The 15,626-nt window shown below is 55.5% G+C and carries 13 protein-coding genes; 9 read left to right on the top strand and 4 right to left on the bottom strand.

Features of this window, described 5'->3' with window-relative positions; genetic code table 11:
- The first annotated feature begins 62 nt into the window (after positions 1–62).
- The 6 genes from menF to menE all read left to right on the top strand — a co-directional run bounded on the left by menF (position 63) and on the right by menE (position 7,271).
- Entirely contained in the window at positions 63–1,343 is a 1,281-nt protein-coding gene (gene menF / locus BEI65_RS00160) for an isochorismate synthase MenF (protein ID WP_099061592.1), read from the top strand.
- Positions 1,344–1,605: 262 nt separating this feature from the next.
- A complete protein-coding gene (menD, locus tag BEI65_RS00155) occupies positions 1,606–3,279 on the top strand; it encodes a 2-succinyl-5-enolpyruvyl-6-hydroxy-3-cyclohexene-1-carboxylic-acid synthase (protein ID WP_099061591.1) in 1,674 nt (557 codons plus the stop codon).
- Positions 3,276–4,046: a 2-succinyl-6-hydroxy-2,4-cyclohexadiene-1-carboxylate synthase gene (gene menH / locus BEI65_RS00150; RefSeq protein ID WP_099061590.1), complete on the top strand. Its 771-nt coding sequence runs from the start codon at positions 3,276–3,278 to the stop codon at positions 4,044–4,046. Before menD ends, menH begins: the two co-directional genes overlap by 4 nt.
- Before the next feature lie 11 nt (positions 4,047–4,057).
- The gene (menB, locus tag BEI65_RS00145; RefSeq protein WP_085117730.1) at positions 4,058–4,915 is read left to right on the top strand and encodes a 1,4-dihydroxy-2-naphthoyl-CoA synthase; all 858 of its coding nucleotides are present in this window, start codon (positions 4,058–4,060) and stop codon (positions 4,913–4,915) included.
- Positions 4,915–5,898 (top strand): o-succinylbenzoate synthase, encoded by a 984-nt coding sequence (gene menC, locus BEI65_RS00140; protein ID WP_099061589.1) that lies wholly within the window; start codon positions 4,915–4,917, stop codon positions 5,896–5,898. Before menB ends, menC begins: the two co-directional genes overlap by 1 nt.
- Entirely contained in the window at positions 5,886–7,271 is a 1,386-nt protein-coding gene (gene menE / locus BEI65_RS00135) for an o-succinylbenzoate--CoA ligase (RefSeq protein ID WP_099061588.1), read from the top strand. Before menC ends, menE begins: the two co-directional genes overlap by 13 nt.
- A gap of 98 nt (positions 7,272–7,369) precedes the next feature.
- Here menE and BEI65_RS00130 read toward each other — a convergent pair whose 3' ends face one another.
- The 3 genes from BEI65_RS00130 to katA all read right to left on the bottom strand — a co-directional run bounded on the left by BEI65_RS00130 (position 7,370) and on the right by katA (position 11,655).
- Positions 7,370–8,545 (bottom strand): hypothetical protein, encoded by a 1,176-nt coding sequence (locus BEI65_RS00130; protein ID WP_232518942.1) that lies wholly within the window; start codon positions 8,543–8,545, stop codon positions 7,370–7,372.
- Between the two features lie 45 nt (positions 8,546–8,590).
- Positions 8,591–9,577 (bottom strand): iron-containing redox enzyme family protein, encoded by a 987-nt coding sequence (locus tag BEI65_RS00125; protein WP_099061586.1) that lies wholly within the window; start codon positions 9,575–9,577, stop codon positions 8,591–8,593.
- Positions 9,578–10,218: 641 nt separating this feature from the next.
- Positions 10,219–11,655 (bottom strand): catalase KatA, encoded by a 1,437-nt coding sequence (gene katA / locus BEI65_RS00120; protein WP_099061585.1) that lies wholly within the window; start codon positions 11,653–11,655, stop codon positions 10,219–10,221.
- A 328-nt stretch (positions 11,656–11,983) separates the two neighbouring features.
- Here katA and BEI65_RS00115 point away from each other — a divergent pair, with 328 nt between their 5' ends.
- Positions 11,984–12,526: a YfaZ family outer membrane protein gene (locus BEI65_RS00115; RefSeq protein ID WP_099061584.1), complete on the top strand. Its 543-nt coding sequence runs from the start codon at positions 11,984–11,986 to the stop codon at positions 12,524–12,526.
- 50 nt (positions 12,527–12,576) lie between these two features.
- Here BEI65_RS00115 and tyrP read toward each other — a convergent pair whose 3' ends face one another.
- The gene (tyrP, locus tag BEI65_RS00110) at positions 12,577–13,785 is read right to left on the bottom strand and encodes a tyrosine transporter TyrP (RefSeq protein ID WP_099061583.1); all 1,209 of its coding nucleotides are present in this window, start codon (positions 13,783–13,785) and stop codon (positions 12,577–12,579) included.
- A 244-nt stretch (positions 13,786–14,029) separates the two neighbouring features.
- On the opposite strand from tyrP, the gene BEI65_RS00105 reads away from it, so the two are divergent.
- Both BEI65_RS00105 and BEI65_RS27370 read left to right on the top strand, forming a co-directional pair.
- Positions 14,030–15,226 (top strand): nicotinamide mononucleotide deamidase-related protein YfaY, encoded by a 1,197-nt coding sequence (locus tag BEI65_RS00105; protein WP_099061582.1) that lies wholly within the window; start codon positions 14,030–14,032, stop codon positions 15,224–15,226.
- Positions 15,227–15,229: 3 nt separating this feature from the next.
- On the top strand, positions 15,230–15,598 hold the full coding sequence (locus BEI65_RS27370) for a Hok/Gef family protein (RefSeq protein ID WP_369804715.1): 369 nt from the start codon (positions 15,230–15,232) through the stop codon (positions 15,596–15,598).
- Positions 15,599–15,626 lie beyond the last annotated feature (28 nt).

The raw sequence follows: 15,626 nt of genomic DNA, 5'->3' as shown, positions 1-15,626 counted from the left end.
CCGCCGTCCTGCCTTGATTTGCCGTATAATTCCTTACATTAAGCTTGGTTATTGAGGTGGTCGTGGAACAACTTTCGGGATTGCTGAGGCGGTTACGCCAGCAGCTTGAACAACCTTTTCCAGCTGTGGGTGGTTTCCGGCAGCTTTCACTTCCCGTACCGGCACCGTTAGCCGGCCATTTGCTGGAGTGGCTGGCGGCGCAAGCGGCATTCCCGCAATTTTATTGGCGTCATCGCGATGGGCATGAGGAGGCGGCAGTCTGCGGCGCAGTATGTCAGTTTAGCCAGCCACGGCAGGCACAGGCATTTCTCAGGGAGCATGAGGGAGCGCGGGTATGGGGGCTGAATGCTTTTGACGGTGAGGCCCATTTATTTTTGCCACGGCTGGAAATTCTGAGCCGTGACGGTGAAACACATTTAACTCTGAATCTGTTTTCTGCCAGTTCGCTGCGCGAAGATGCGGTGTTAGCCGGCCACGGGCTGGAGCAGCCCTCGTTGGCAAGGCCCATCACGCCATTAAAGGCGCAGGTGACCCAGGTGCAGCATCAACCGGATCTTGCCGGGTGGGAAATCATGCTGCACGACGCACTGCAAGCGATAGGTCGGCAACGGATGGAGAAGGTGGTGTTAGCGCGCAGTACGTTACTGACGCTGGATTGCCCGCTGTCTGCACCGGCGATGATGGACGCCAGCCGCCGGGTGAACCACCGCTGCTATCACTTTATGCTGCGCTTTGATGCAGATTGCGCCTTTCTCGGCTCCAGTCCGGAAAGGCTCTATCTGCGCAACGGTCGCCATCTGCAGACGGAGGCGCTGGCGGGCACCGTGGCCAATCACCCCGATCGACAGCAGGCTCAGACGCTGGCGCAGTGGTTGTTGCAGGATGGCAAAAACCAGCATGAGAATCTGCTGGTGGTGGATGACATCTGCCAACGTCTGCAAGGGGGAGCCGATGCGGTGGATGTGTTGCCGCCGGAGGTGGTGCGCTTGCGTAAGGTGCAGCATCTGCGGCGTCGCATTGAAGGCCGGCTCAACCAGGGTGACGATGCCGATTGTCTGCAGCGCTTGCAGCCCACGGCGGCGGTTGCCGGGCTCCCACGCCAGGCTGCCCGCGAGTTTATCCTGCAACATGAACCTTTCGACCGTGGCTGGTACGCCGGATCTGCCGGTTACCTGTCTTCTTCCCGCAGTGAGTTTTGTGTGTCCCTGCGCTGCGCGCAGCTCGATGACCAGGGATTGTGGCTGTATGCCGGTGCGGGCATCGTGGCCGGCTCTGACGCCGCCGCAGAGTGGCAGGAAATTGAAAACAAGGCCGCCGGGTTGCTGAGCTTGCTGCAACCCTAAGCCTGGCCTGAATTTCCCTGCTGTTGTTCTGGATTCATTGAGAGAATGGCGCGGTGAGTGTAAACTGTTTGTGATTTTTATGTTTATTTTTTGTTCAAAATCAATTGATTGTCTATCATAAAGTCACCGGGATATACGGCGTTTTTGCGCTGGCGCAAAAGTCGTAAAGATAACTACTCATATAATGCAGAACATCATTTTTGGCACACCGCCGATTGGCGGGGCCAGCGGACGATTCTGTTAACCGACTTGTGAGCGAATTATGTCGACAAGTGTTTTTAATCGCCGGTGGGCGGCGTTGCTGTTGGAAGCGCTGGCCCGCCATGGAGTGCGACATGTCTGTATCGCTCCGGGGTCACGCTCTACACCGTTGACGCTGGCGGCGGCGGCTAACAAGTCTTTTATCTGCCATACCCATTTTGATGAACGCGGGCTGGGCCATTTGGCGCTTGGCCTGGCGAAGGCGTCGCGGGAGCCGGTGGCGGTGATCGTCACTTCCGGTACTGCGGCAGCCAACCTTTACCCTTCCCTGATCGAAGCCGGGCTGACCGGTGAACGGCTGGTGTTTCTCACCGCCGATCGGCCACCTGAACTGATCAACTGCGGCGCCAACCAGGCGATCCGCCAAAATGGTCTGTATGCCAGCCACCCGGCGCTGAGTATCGACCTGCCGCGCCCGACGACCGACATTCCTGCCCGTTGGCTGGTGTCCACCGTCGACAGCGCGATGGCACGCCTGCAGCACGGCGCTTTGCACATTAATTGCCCGTTTGCCGAACCGCTGTACGGCGGTGATGAGCAACAGTATGCCGACTGGTCGGCGACGCTCGGCGACTGGTGGCAAGGCAGCCAGCCCTGGCTGCGGGAAATGGATCCGCACCAGGTGCTCAAGCAGCCGGACTGGTTCTTCTGGCGGCAAAAGCGTGGCGTGGTAGTGGCGGGGCGCATGAGCGCGGAAGAGGGCGAGCAACTGGCCCAATGGGCCGAACTGCTCGGTTGGCCGCTGATTGGTGACGTGCTGTCTCAGACTGGGCAGCCGCTGCCCTGCGCCGATTTATGGCTGGCTCAGCCGCAGGCGCAAAAGCTGCTGGATGATGCGCAGTTGGTGGTGCAGTTCGGCAGCAGCCTGACTGGCAAACGCCTGTTGCAGTGGCAGGAGCAGTGTCGTCCGCAAGAGTATTGGCTGATCGACGATTTACCGGGGCGGCTCGATCCGGCGCAGCATCGTGGACGTCGCATTCGTGCCAGCGTGGCGCAGTGGCTTGAACTGCACCCGGCGCAGCGGCGTTCTCCCTGGGCCGATGAGTTGACTCGGTTGGCAGACAACGCGCTGGATAGCGTCGCCGGCCATTTGGTTAACCGCTTTGGTGAGGCGCAGTTAGCCCACCGACTGCCGGAATTACTGCCGGTAAATGGCCAACTGTTCCTCGGCAATAGCCTGATCGTGCGGCTGATCGATGCGCTGACCCGCTTGCCGGCCGGTTACCCGGTATTCAGCAATCGCGGGGCCAGCGGTATCGACGGCCTGATCTCCACGGCGGCTGGCGTACAGCGGGCAACCGCCAAACCGACGCTGGCAGTAGTGGGGGATCTCTCTGCGTTGTATGACCTGAACGCGCTGGCGCTGCTGCGCCAATGTTCTGCGCCGACGGTGCTGATCGTGGTGAATAACAACGGCGGCCAGATTTTCTCACTGTTGCCGACGCCGGAAGAAGATCGGCAGCGGTTTTACTGCATGCCGCAGGACGTCGAATTCAGCCATGCGGCGGCGATGTTCCAGCTGGCTTACGCCTGCCCGGAAAACTGGGGGCAACTGCTGCAGGCGGTGGAACAGGGCTGGCGCCATAGCGGTGCCACGCTGATTGAGCTGCAGGTGCCGCCGAGTGATGGTGCGCAGACGCTGCAGCATCTGGTGCAACAGATGGCGGAGCAATGATGCTGGCAACCAAAGTATTGCAACAGGGCGAGGCCGATCGCCCATGGCTGATCTGGCTGCACGGCCTGTTGGGCAATAATAATGAATGGCGAGTGATCGCTTCACGCTGTCCGGAATGGCCGTCGCTGGCGATCGACTTGCCCGGCCACGGGGATTCCGTTGCGGTAGTCTGCACCAGCTTTGACGATATCAGCGCGCAGATCAGCGCCACTCTGCAAATGCACGGCATCGAACGCTATTGGCTGGTGGGCTATTCGCTGGGCGGACGTATCGCCATGTATCACGCCTGCCACGGTGACACCCGTGGCTTACAGGGTGTCATTATTGAAGGGGGGAACCCAGGGCTGGCCGATGTCGCGCAGCGCGAGCAGCGGTTGGCGCATGATGCCGCCTGGGCCGAACGTTTTCGCCGTGAGCCACTCGCCGAGGTGCTGGCAGACTGGTATCAACAGCCGGTGTTCGCCAATCTCAGTGCGGTGCACCGTGAGGCGCTGATCGACGCCCGCTCAGACAATGCCGGCGCGGCCGTGGCGGACATGCTGGAAGCCACTTCGCTGGGCAGACAGCCCTCTCTGGCGCCACTGCTGCAACAACTGCCGGTCCCGCTGGTGGTGCTGTGTGGTGGTGACGATCACAAATTTCAACAGCTGGCGCGCGACGCCGGGCTGCCGTTACGCATCGTGCCGCAGGCCGGGCATAACTCGCACCTGGCCAATCCGCAAGATTTCGCCGCCGAGCTGCGCACTTTTCTCGTTAACCCTGGTTAAAGGAACAGAACATGCTCTATCCGAATGAAGAACAACTGTACGCCGCCATCGACTGGCAGGATTGCTCCGGTGATTTCGAAGATATCCTGTATCACAAGTCCAGCGACGGCATTGCCAAAATCACCATCAACCGTCCGCAGGTGCGCAATGCGTTCCGTCCGCATACGGTAAAAGAGATGATCGAAGCGTTGTCCAATGCCCGTTATGACGACGGGATCGGCACCATTATCCTTACCGGTGCCGGCGACAAGGCATTTTGCTCCGGTGGCGATCAGAAAGTACGCGGCGACTACGGCGGCTATCAGGACGACAGCGGTGTACATCACCTGAACGTGCTCGACTTCCAGCGTCAAATCCGCACCTGCCCGAAACCGATTGTGGCGATGGTCGCCGGCTATTCGATCGGCGGTGGCCACGTGTTGCATATGATGTGTGACCTGACCATTGCGGCGGACAACGCCATTTTCGGCCAGACCGGCCCGAAAGTCGGTTCTTTCGACGGCGGTTGGGGCGCTTCTTACATGGCGCGTATCGTCGGCCAGAAGAAAGCCCGCGAGATCTGGTTCCTGTGCCGTCAATATGACGCAGCCGCAGCACTGGACATGGGCCTGGTCAATACCGTGGTACCGCTGGCGGAGCTGGAAAAAGAAACCGTGCGCTGGTGCCGTGAAATGCTGCAGAACAGCCCGATGGCGCTGCGCTGCCTGAAAGCGGCCCTGAACGCCGACTGCGACGGTCAGGCCGGTTTGCAGGAATTGGCGGGTAACGCCACCATGCTGTTCTACATGACTGACGAAGGCCAGGAAGGGCGCAACGCGTTTAACGAAAAGCGCCAGCCTGACTTCAGCAAATTCAAGCGTAATCCGTAATGAACACGGCTAGACGTAACGCGGCCGTTTACCGTTACAGCCTGCTGATGGACGCTGGCGTCGTGCTGCGCAACCAGCGGCTGAAAACCCGCGATGGCTTGCTGATCCATCTGCAGCAGGGTGAACAGGAGGGCTGGGGTGAGATCGCGCCACTGCCGGAGTTCAGTCAGGAAACGCTGGCGCAGGCCGAACAGGCCGCACTGAGCTGGCTACAAAGCTGGCAAGGTGGGGCATTACCGGCAGAAAGCCCGTTACCTTCGGTGGCGTTCGGCATCAGCTGTGCATTGGCCGAGCTGGAGCAGCGGCTGCCGCTGCAGGCCGATTACCGCAAGGCGCCGCTGTGTACCGGTGACCCCGATGAGCTGTTCGAAGTATTGACCGCCTTGCCGGGGGAAAAGGTCGCCAAGGTGAAGGTCGGGCTGTATGAAGCGGTGCGCGACGGCATGATCGTCAACGTGCTGTTGGAAGCACTGCCGGACCTCAGACTGCGGCTGGACGCCAACCGCAGCTGGACGCGTGCCAAGGCCGATGGTTTCGCTAAATACGTCAACCCGGCGCTGCGTGACCGCATTGCTTTCCTTGAAGAACCTTGTAAAACCCGTGATGAATCGCGGGATTTCGCTCAGGCGACTGGCATTGCCATTGCCTGGGACGAAAGCGTGCGCGAGGCCGATTTTGTGGTGCAGGCGGAACCGGGCGTGGCAGCGATAGTGATTAAGCCGACGTTGGTCGGTAGCCTGACCCGTTGTCGTGCGTTGGTGGATCAGGCCCATGCGGTGGGGTTGACGGCGGTGATCAGTTCCAGCATTGAATCCAGCCTGGGGCTGACGCAGTTGGCGCGCATCGCGCACTGGCTGACGCCGGCCACCGTGCCTGGACTCGACACGCTGGATCTGATGCAGGCACAACTGCTGCGGCGCTGGCCGGACAGCAAGCTGCCGCTACTGGATCAGCAAGCGCTGGAGTGTGTATGGCGCAGTTAAATGACTGGCCATGGCGATATTGGGCGCAACGGCGTCCGCAGGCGACGGCGCTGATTGTCGGTCATCAGCCGGTGAGTTGGCTGGTGTTACGGCGTCAGGTGGATAAGCTGGCGGCGGATTTTCAGTACCAGGGGGTAGAGCCCGGTTGCGGCGTTGTGCTGTGTGGCAAGAACAGTTATCCGCTGTTGTTGGCCTATCTGGCGCTGTTGCAGTGTGGTGCACGACTGCTGCCGCTGAATCCGGCGCTGCCTGCTACCCTGCTGGCGACGCTGTTGCCCGAGCTGGATATCGATTTTGCCTTCAGCCCAGACGCGTTGCCGACCTTGCCGGCCAGCGTTATCCGCTTAAATCCTCCTTCTACCGAACCCCGTTGGCTGAATCCGCCGCGCTGGGATCCCCAACGGTTGGCCACGCTGACCCTGACCTCCGGCTCCAGCGGCAGACCGAAAGCGGCCGCACACAGTTTTGCCGGGCATCTCGCCAGCGCCGAAGGCGTGTTGCAGCTGATGGAGTTTCAACCTCGGGATCGTTGGCTGCTGTCGTTACCCTTGTTTCACGTGTCCGGGCAGGGCATTGTCTGGCGCTGGCTGAAGGCGGGTGCCACGCTGGTGGTGCGCGATATGCACCCGCTGGCGGATGCTTTGGCGGGCTGTACCCATGCCTCGCTGGTGCCGACTCAGCTTTGGCGTCTGCTGGCGCAACCGCTGGCAGGGCTGACGCTGAAAAAAGTGCTGCTGGGGGGCGCGATGATCCCGGTTGCGCTGACCGAACAGGCGGAGGCCGCGAGTATCCGCTGCTGGTGCGGTTATGGGCTGACCGAACTGGCTTCCACTGTGTGTGCCAAGCGCGCCGATGCACGGCCGGGTGTCGGCCTGCCGTTGGCCGGTCGGGAAATTAAGCTGGTGGATGAAGAAGTGTGGATCCGTGCGCAGAGTCTGGCGTTGGGATACTGGCGGCAGGGTGCGTTGCAGCCGCTCGTTGATCCGCAAGGCTGGTTCCATACCCGCGATCGCGGCGTTATGGAGCAGGGTGAGCTGCGGATTATCGGTCGGCTGGACAACCTGTTTTTCAGCGGTGGAGAAGGCATTCAGCCGGAGGATATTGAGCGTGTGTTGGCAGCTCATCCGCAGATTTTACAAGTGGTAGTGGTTCCGGTGAACGATGCCGAATTTGGTCAACGCCCGGTGGCGGTTATCGACAGTGAGCAGCCTCTTTCGCTGGAAGAACTGCTGGCCTGGTCGCAAGATCGGCTGGTGAACTTCCAGCGGCCAATGGCGCTGTTGCCGATGCCAAATGCGTTGAAAGCCGGCGGCATCAAGATCTCGCGCCGTCAGTTGCAGCAATGGGTGGCGGAGCAGATCTCCATCGAATAGGCAGCCTGGATCGAAACGTTATTTTCTGGCAGTGAGATAAAAAGGAAAAGCGGGGCCGATTGTTTCTGGCACCGCTTTTTTTCGGCCAAAACCGTCGCTCAGCGGTCGTGTTGCGCAGCGCTTTCCATTGATGTGCAGGGTTCTGTCGCCGGATTTTTCGTCAGGACAATCAGCAACAGCACCATCGAATTCAGGGCAATCACGATCTCCCAGGCCAACCAGAAATCCAGTCGGTCGGCTATCAGACTCAATCCCAGACTTAACACCGTGGACAGGCAAATGAACAGCACTTCGTTGAAGGCGAGGATGCGTGCCAGTTCTTTGCTTTCTGCCTGGGTCATGATCAGTGTGTTTCTTCTCACCCGAATATGGGAATGACAGAAGGCGATCATAAAAAGACAGATATAAACGGCGGGGAGACTTTTGAAAAACAAGGGTAAAAGCAGTCCGATAATAAAACCGCTGCCGAAAATAACATACACGGATTTTAAGGTTGGCACCCAAGATTGTGTATTTAGCATACTGCCTATAATGGCACCCAGCCCATAGGGGACGACGAGAATAGCATATGCGCTGACGGGGGCCCCTATATGAGTAAATAGAGCCGGATATAATGCGTTCAGGAACACGACGCAAATGTAGGGGAATAATGAGAGCAGTTCAATAATTCGTTTTTTGTCACCGAGGAAAAAAACATAGCCATTATGGTACATCGTCAGTTTTTTTGGTTCTGGTGTTGTTGACGCATCCACCTCATTGATAATGTCTCGGGGGATATAGCGGTTGATAACTAATGAAAGAGAGAAACAGATCAGGGCAATCAAACAAACGTTTTGAATGGATTTATCCTGCAAGATCAAAAATGCAATTCCGCCGGAAAGAAAAGTTATCCCTTGCCTGACCATTTCCAACAACCTGTTGGCGTGGTACAGCTTATGTTCAGGCAAGACCTTTTTCATGTAGGTGGAACGGATCACTTGGTCAGATGCACGTATCAGCGTAAACACCGCTGTGGATAACAAAATGACGATAAATGAAAGTAATGAGTCGTGCGTGGCTGGATTTATTATCAAAAAAACCAGCGCATTGAAGGCCCCCGCGACGTAAATAATATTGAGCATTTTTTTACATGTTGTTTTGTCTGTCAGGTGACCGATGTAGGGCAGGGCAAAAAAGGTGATGATATACCCTGACGACAGAACGACAGAAACCAGCAAGCTGGAATTGAACGTGCTCTCTATAAACCAGGCAATGGCAGTGAAGAATACTGCCATCGAAACGCCGGATGTGAATGCGGAGAGCAGAATGGGAAACATATCTTATATACCAAAGTAGTCGACTCGTTGACGAGGGATGTAGTTGCCTTCTTTTGAATAATACTCTTCTATTTCAAGACACTGAAGATCAATGGCATGTTTTATGTCATGTATGGCATTCAAAATGAAAGAGGTTTTTTCCAGCTCTCCGAGGCTAACCAGATGGCTATGTTCGTCGAGCAGGCGTGAATGGCCCAATTCGTAGTCGATTTGTGAATGTTGGAAGAATGGCTCAAGGGTACCTGGTTCAAGGTCATAGTGCTGCGTGATGTCCTCAATGGCTTTTGTGACTTCTGCCTGGTCAAAGTCATGAGACTCGATGACCTTGGCAATAAGGAATACGGTACTGGGGTGGGTTCTGAACAACGCGCTTATCATGCTGATTAAATTAAGCGTTGAGACCAAAGGAACCGAGCTTTCCACTTCGGCCTGTTTCATTCCCAGTTTCAGTAATGTCGACAATATAAAAGATTCATGCCCTGTTTCTTGCTGTTTGTATTCTGTTAAAACCATTTTTAGCTCGGGATTGTCTGTATTATCAATCGCAGCGTTAATGATGGATGGGAAGGCCTTTATATAATGGTAAGTTTCCATGAAAAAACCGATAAGGACGTTTCGGTTGGTATCGCCATACAGAAACTTATTAAATAAATGCGTTTCTTCGACCTGCTCCGCCCACATCTCACAGGCTTGGATAGCTTTGCCAAGAAAATCTTCATTAGCCGATTTTGTCTCGTTCCTAACCATGCCTATTTCGTTAAGAGAAGCGACCATCTCCTCGATACGCTGAATGGGGATATCTGTTTTACTTGAAATTTCAGCTACGGTGTTATGACCGGTGCAATAGCTGCGTATTTTATAAAAATCCCGGGCATCTTCCTTTTCCACTTCGTAAAGCCCTGCGGTAAAACGCAGATAGTATTCGTCATCTTCATTAGTGGTCCACAGGTTGTGAACGAATTTTGGAGAAGTCTGGTAGTTTTTATCCATGGCTTTTTCCTTTTATTCTGAAGGCAGGGCCGGTGCTTATGACTGGCCCTGCTTATTATGATCACCGGTTAGCCGCAGGTTGCGCCGCCCAGCTTCTTCGTGGATTTTTTGCTGATTTTTTTCAGTTTCATCACATTGATCCTTTTGTAGGGTTGGTATGCCTGACACCAGGCATCAGCATATTTCTCAGAAGTCAGTCGGAAGGGCAAAGGGAATGTGTTTTTTTGTACGAATCATTAGATGTTTATCACAATTCAACTAGCGAGGTTACTTTTTGTACTTTTTAGCCTTGCGTAATTGCATGCCGATATCTATGCACATAGAGGTGGGGAGAACAATGAATCCCGCACCATACCTGGGTTTTTCCGCTGTTCTCAAGTGTTTATGGTGTTTGGTTTGGCCAGGTGCTCGTTTTCGGCGCAGGGTAGATGGTTATAAAATACATTCAGAATGGTAATGGATGTCATTTGATGTAAAAGGTTTCAAAATCGGACGCCGAGTCTGATTTCAACGCCTTTATTTTCCGGTATAAAGCACCGACGAGATAATCAATCGGTGCTTTATACCTATAGCGGCTTTCCCATTCAGCGAGCTTGCGTGCATGGTATTAGCCGCAGGGGCAGTTTGTCTTCAGGACAGGTTTATTTCAGACCCAAAGCCTTGGCCACGCCGGCACCGTAGTTCGGGTGCACTTTGCTAAACAGATCAACCTGACGGCGCTGAATTTGTTCCGGCACCTGCGACAACTCACCGGCGATGCGGGTGAACATGCGCTGATGCTCTTCGGCACTCAACAGGTTGAACAGCGCGCGTGGCTGGCTGTAGTAATCATCGTCTTCACGGTGATTCCAGTGGTCGGCTGCGCCTTCGATGCTCAACGGCGGTTCGCTAAAGTCCGGTTGCTCCTGGAACAGACCGAAGCTGTTCGGCTCGTAGGTTGCTCCGTTGCCGCTGTTGCCATCCACGCGCATTGCACCGTCACGATGATAGTTGTGGAATGGGCATTTTGGACTGTTAACCGGGATTTGATGGTGGTTTACGCCCAGACGGTAACGCTGTGCATCTCCGTAAGAGAACAGGCGTCCCTGCAGCATTTTATCCGGAGAGAAACTGACGCCAGGGACCACGTTGGCTGGGTTCACCGCCATCTGTTCAACTTCGGAGAAGTAGTTTTCCGGGTTGCGATGCAGTTCGAAGAAACCCACGTCGATCAATGGGTAATCACCGTGTGGCCATACCTTGGTCAGGTCGAACGGGTTGTATGGAGTTTGGGAGGCTTCGTGTTCTGGCATAATCTGGATTTGCAGTTTCCAACGCGGGAAATCACCCCGTTCGATGGCCTCATACAGATCGCGCTGTGAGCTTTCACGATCCTTGGCGATGATCGCTTCCGCTTCATCATCCATCAGGTTCTCAATGCCCTGTTCGCAACGGAAGTGGAATTTCACCCAGAAGCGCTCGTTGTTGGCGTTGATAAAGCTGAAGGTATGGCTGCCGAAGCCGTGCATATGACGGTAGGATTTCGGAATGCCACGGTCGCTGAAGTCAATGGTCAACTGGTGCAGGCTTTCCGGTGACAGCGAGAAGAAATCCCACTTGTAGGTTGGATTACGCAGATTGGTGCGTGGATCGCGTTTGACCACGTGGTTAAGATCCGGGAATTTCAGTGGATCGCGCAGATAGAATACCGGTGTATCGTTACCTACCAGATCCCAGTTGCCTTCCTCGGTGTAAAACTTCATGGCGAAGCCACGAATGTCACGCTCGGCATCTGCGGCACCACGCTCACCGGCGACGGTGGAGAAGCGGATGAACATGTCAGTTTGCTTGCCGATTTCAGAAAAGATTTTTGCGCGGGTGTACTGGCTAATATCGTGAGTCACGGTGAAAGTGCCGTAGGCGCCGGAGCCTTTGGCGTGCATACGGCGCTCGGGGATCACTTCACGATCGAAATGGGCCAGTTTTTCCAGGAACCACACGTCCTGTAACAGCATCGGGCCGCGTTTGCCTGCGGTGATCACGTTATTATTATCGACAACCGGGGCGCCGGCTGCGGTAGTCAGTCCTTTCTTGCTCATCACTTGCTCCTTAAACTTAGTGCAATCGAGTGAAAACTCGGGCGAATTAAGCGTTCATCATCATAATTCAGCAGGGAATGGTTACCCTGACTTGGGTCAATGCCACTACTAGTTGTAGCCCTATTGAACGCTCGCGGCAAATAGGTCTGAGTTATCGTTGCCATTGCCTCAGTGGAGATGCGCTTTGCTTGCAAAACTTTACATTTGTTTGATTAATTAAGGATTTATCCCTTAAGGACTGGTTGTGCTTTGGTATAGACTTGTGACGGTATTATTACGGGTTAACTCATATCATTCGCAATGGATGAAGCAGCAAGAGGGATAGATGATGAAAAAGACTTTGGTGGCCTGCGCAGCAAGCATGCTGTTCGTGACCGGTGCGGCGAGCGCTCTCAGCCTGTCGGGTGAAGCCGGGCAGCACTACACCAACCTTGGCTTTGGCCAGGACACCGGGACCACCGGGTTGGGGCTAACCGGCAACTGGGCGCGCAGCGATCATAACGGCAACGTTGGCAGTCTCGGGTTGAATTTTGGCCTGCCGCTTGGGCCGCTGACCGCCACTGTGGGCGGCAAGGCACTGTATCTGAGTCCGAAAGACGGCGATAACGGTGGCGCATTGGCATTGGGCGGCGGCCTGGACTGGGCTATCAGCCGTTACTTCAGCCTGCATGGCGAAGGCTATTTTGCTCCGGATTCACTGACCAGCGGTGTGAAGGCGTATAACGAAGCCAGCGGCGGCCTGCGCTGGAATATATTCCGTCCGCTCAGCGTAGATGTAGGTTATCGCTACATTAAGATGGAAGGGAAAGACGGGCATCGTGACAACACCCTGGCCGATGGCCCCTATGTGGGTGTCGGTCTGAGCTTCTGATACCAACAACAAAGGGGCCAATCGGCCCCTTTGTTTTATTGACCAATCTATTACCCTACTGCAGGCAGGATGCCGCTGGCGATGCCCAACTGAATGGCAATCACCGTTATCCCGCAGACAAACACCAATGCCAATGCCGGTGTGCCACCCCAGACGCGGTATTTTGCCTGATGCTGCTGACGGGTTTTCCACACCAGTAGTGACGGTAATAACAGCGCCAGCACCGCCAGCGCGATGGCAGCAAAGCCCAGAGCCAACACAAAGCCACGTGGATAGAACAGGGCGAAAGCCAACGGCGGCAAGAAGGTAATGGCCCCGGTCTGCAGACGACCCCGCATGTTATCCTGGCGCTTAAACAGGTCAGCCAGGAAATCAAACAGTCCGAGCGCTACGCCGAGGAATGAAGTGGCCAGCGCCAGATCGGCAAACAGATGCACCGCCAGTTCGACGTGTGGGGATGCCACGACGTCACGTACTGCCTGCAACAGGCCGTTCAGACCGGCTTGCTGCGCCAAAATGCCCACGAAAGTGGTGGAGCTGATGCTGCCGAGCGTCGCCAACTGCCAGAAGATATAGGCCACCAGCGGAATGGCACTGCCGATAATGAATACCCAGCGCAGCTTGCGGATATTGCCGCCCATGTAGTTAACAATGCTGGGCACGCTGCCGTGGAAGCCAAACGAAGTGAAGATCACCGGGATGGCCGACAGCGCCAGTCCCTGTTCCAGCGGCAGGGTCATCAGGTTGGTTTGATGGATATTGGGTAACATCAGGCCCAGCATGACGATCAGGAACACCACTTTGGCACTGAACAGGATACGGTTAAACAAGTCGACCGAATGGGTGCCGATGCAGACGACGCCGCCTGCTACCAGAGTAAACAACAATACGCCGAGCGTGGTGGGGAAATCCTGTGAGGTCCATTGACTGATACTGGCCGCCAGCAATTCGCCGGCGCCGCTGATATAAGCGGCGGTCAGGGCATACATCAGGAACATCATGCTGAAACTGGTCAGCCATTGGCCCCCGCCGCCAAGGTAGCGTTTTGCCAGCGTGCCGAGGCCGGTACCGGCCTGCTCATGTTGATAAACCTCAACCAGCAGCAGCGCGGTATAACACATCAACAACCACAGTCCGACCAACAGACCCAGCGTGACGCCAAAGCCGACACCGGCAGCCGCCAGTGGCATCGCCAACATCCCTGCGCCAATGGTGGTTCCTGCCACGATAAAAACACTGCCAAGCGTGCGATTTTTCACGTTTTTCTCTACCAGCCAAAGATTTTGTAAAATTATAGGTAACCCATGCTATGTGCGGCAGGATAGTGGATGGATTATTTTGTGTCAAACAGGCGTTACGGAGGATGTTAACTTATGTTTACACCCCAATGGGCCGCGTGATATCGCAAAAAAGTGCCTTCGACAGAAATTATCCGCTGATGCTTAGTGAAAACTTATTTACGGGCTTCTATAGTGGAATGATCAGAAAATGTGGGAGAGATCAATGTTAAGGGTGGAGATGCTCAGCACCGGTGATGAGGTGCTGCATGGGCAAATTATAGATACCAACGCCGCTTGGCTGGCAGACTATCTGTTCCAGCAGGGTATGCCGATGAGCGGGCGCGAAACGGTGGGGGACAGTCTCTCCTCTTTGATCGAAACATTACAGGAGCGCAGTCACATCGCCGATGTGCTGATCGTTAACGGGGGCCTGGGGCCGACCAGTGACGATCTCAGCGCGCTGGCGGCGGCCACCGCTTGTGGCGTTGAGCTGGTTGAACATGCTGAATGGATGGCGCGTATTGAGGCTTATTTTGCCGAGCGTGGGCGGCCGATGGCGGCTTCAAACCGTAAACAGGCGCTGATCCCGGCTAACGCCGAGATGCTCGATAACCCGGTCGGTACCGCCTGTGGCTTCGCCTTGAAGCTGAACCGATGCACGATGTTTTTCACCCCTGGTGTGCCTTCTGAATTCAAAGTGATGGTCGAGCAGCAAATCGTACCGCGTCTGCGTGAGCGCTTTACCTTACCGGCACCCCCGCTGTGCCTGCGTTTAACCACCTTTGGCACCTCGGAGAGCGATCTGGCCGCCGCGCTGGATGGCATGCCGCTGCCGGCAGACGTGGTAATGGGCTACCGCTCTTCCAGCCCGATCATTGAACTGAAGTTAACCGGCCCGGTGACCCAGCGAGCAGCGATGGAGCAGGCATGGGAACGGGTGCGTCAGGTGGCGGGGGATAACACTCTGTTTGAGGGAACTGTTGGCCTGCCGGCAGTATTGACGCAACGCTTGAATCAGCAGGGGTTGAAGTTGGCACTGAGCGAACAGTTTAGCGCCGGCTTGATCAATCTGCAGTTACAGAGCGAGGGCGCGCCGCTGGCCGGTGGTGAGCTGCTGCCGGCGCACTGTGTGGAAACGCTGGAAACCACGTTGGCCCGCGCTCGTTCGCTGGCAGAACTGACCGGGGCACAGCTGGCGCTGGCGGTCAGTGCCATGAGCGGTGATCAGGTGAGCGTGGTGTTGCATACGCCAAAAGGCGGTATCGGGCAGACAGTGCGTTACCAGGCATCGCGTCATGGTTTGCGTCTGCGGCAGGAGTCGGTGGCAATGTTAGCGCTGGACATGTTGCGGCGCTGGCTAAACGGTGGGCCAGTATGTGGGAAAAACGGCTGGTTGGAGATCGTCGAGATTATCGAGTAGTGAATGCTTGATGGTAGTGATATATCCCTTATTAATCATAATATTATAAGGGGTTATCGCGTTGAGGACAGGCTGTTACAATTACTGCGGGTGCTTGAGACTATTCGTCTTGGGCATTGTGTGGCAAGGCGGATAGATGAAAGCCCCAAACTGACTCTCAATCAGAATGGGGCTGCCCTAACGCCTAGACACCGTTATGGTAGCCCCTTCACAGCAAGGAGGCAAGCCATGTATAAAAAGCATGCGCTATACGCGTTAATTGTTGTATGTATTACGGTTTTGGTATTTATCTGGATGATTAAAGATCGCTTTTGCGGATTGGAAATCTACCAGAAAGATATCACTATCCTGATGACGTTAACCTGTATGTGAAGCGGTAATCATAGGGCGGGGGAAACCC

The organism is Serratia sp. BW106, assembly GCF_002607755.1.
In the GTDB taxonomy this organism is placed as follows: Bacteria; Pseudomonadota; Gammaproteobacteria; order Enterobacterales; family Enterobacteriaceae; genus Serratia; species Serratia proteamaculans.
Note: the sequence above shows the minus strand (reverse complement) of the source record. Positions and strands in the feature narration are given on the sequence as shown.

Coding starts and splice junctions, on each gene's coding strand:
- menD (WP_099061591.1), top strand. CDS start 1,606: ATGTCGACAAGTGTTTTTAATCGCCGGTGGGCGGCGTTGCTGTTGGAA.
- menH (WP_099061590.1), top strand. CDS start 3,276: ATGATGCTGGCAACCAAAGTATTGCAACAGGGCGAGGCCGATCGCCCA.
- menB (WP_085117730.1), top strand. CDS start 4,058: ATGCTCTATCCGAATGAAGAACAACTGTACGCCGCCATCGACTGGCAG.
- menC (WP_099061589.1), top strand. CDS start 4,915: ATGAACACGGCTAGACGTAACGCGGCCGTTTACCGTTACAGCCTGCTG.
- menE (WP_099061588.1), top strand. CDS start 5,886: ATGGCGCAGTTAAATGACTGGCCATGGCGATATTGGGCGCAACGGCGT.
- BEI65_RS00130 (WP_232518942.1), bottom strand. CDS start 8,545: ATGGCAGTATTCTTCACTGCCATTGCCTGGTTTATAGAGAGCACGTTC.
- BEI65_RS00125 (WP_099061586.1), bottom strand. CDS start 9,577: ATGGATAAAAACTACCAGACTTCTCCAAAATTCGTTCACAACCTGTGG.
- katA (WP_099061585.1), bottom strand. CDS start 11,655: ATGAGCAAGAAAGGACTGACTACCGCAGCCGGCGCCCCGGTTGTCGAT.
- BEI65_RS00115 (WP_099061584.1), top strand. CDS start 11,984: ATGAAAAAGACTTTGGTGGCCTGCGCAGCAAGCATGCTGTTCGTGACC.
- BEI65_RS00105 (WP_099061582.1), top strand. CDS start 14,030: ATGTTAAGGGTGGAGATGCTCAGCACCGGTGATGAGGTGCTGCATGGG.
- BEI65_RS27370 (WP_369804715.1), top strand. CDS start 15,230: ATGCTTGATGGTAGTGATATATCCCTTATTAATCATAATATTATAAGG.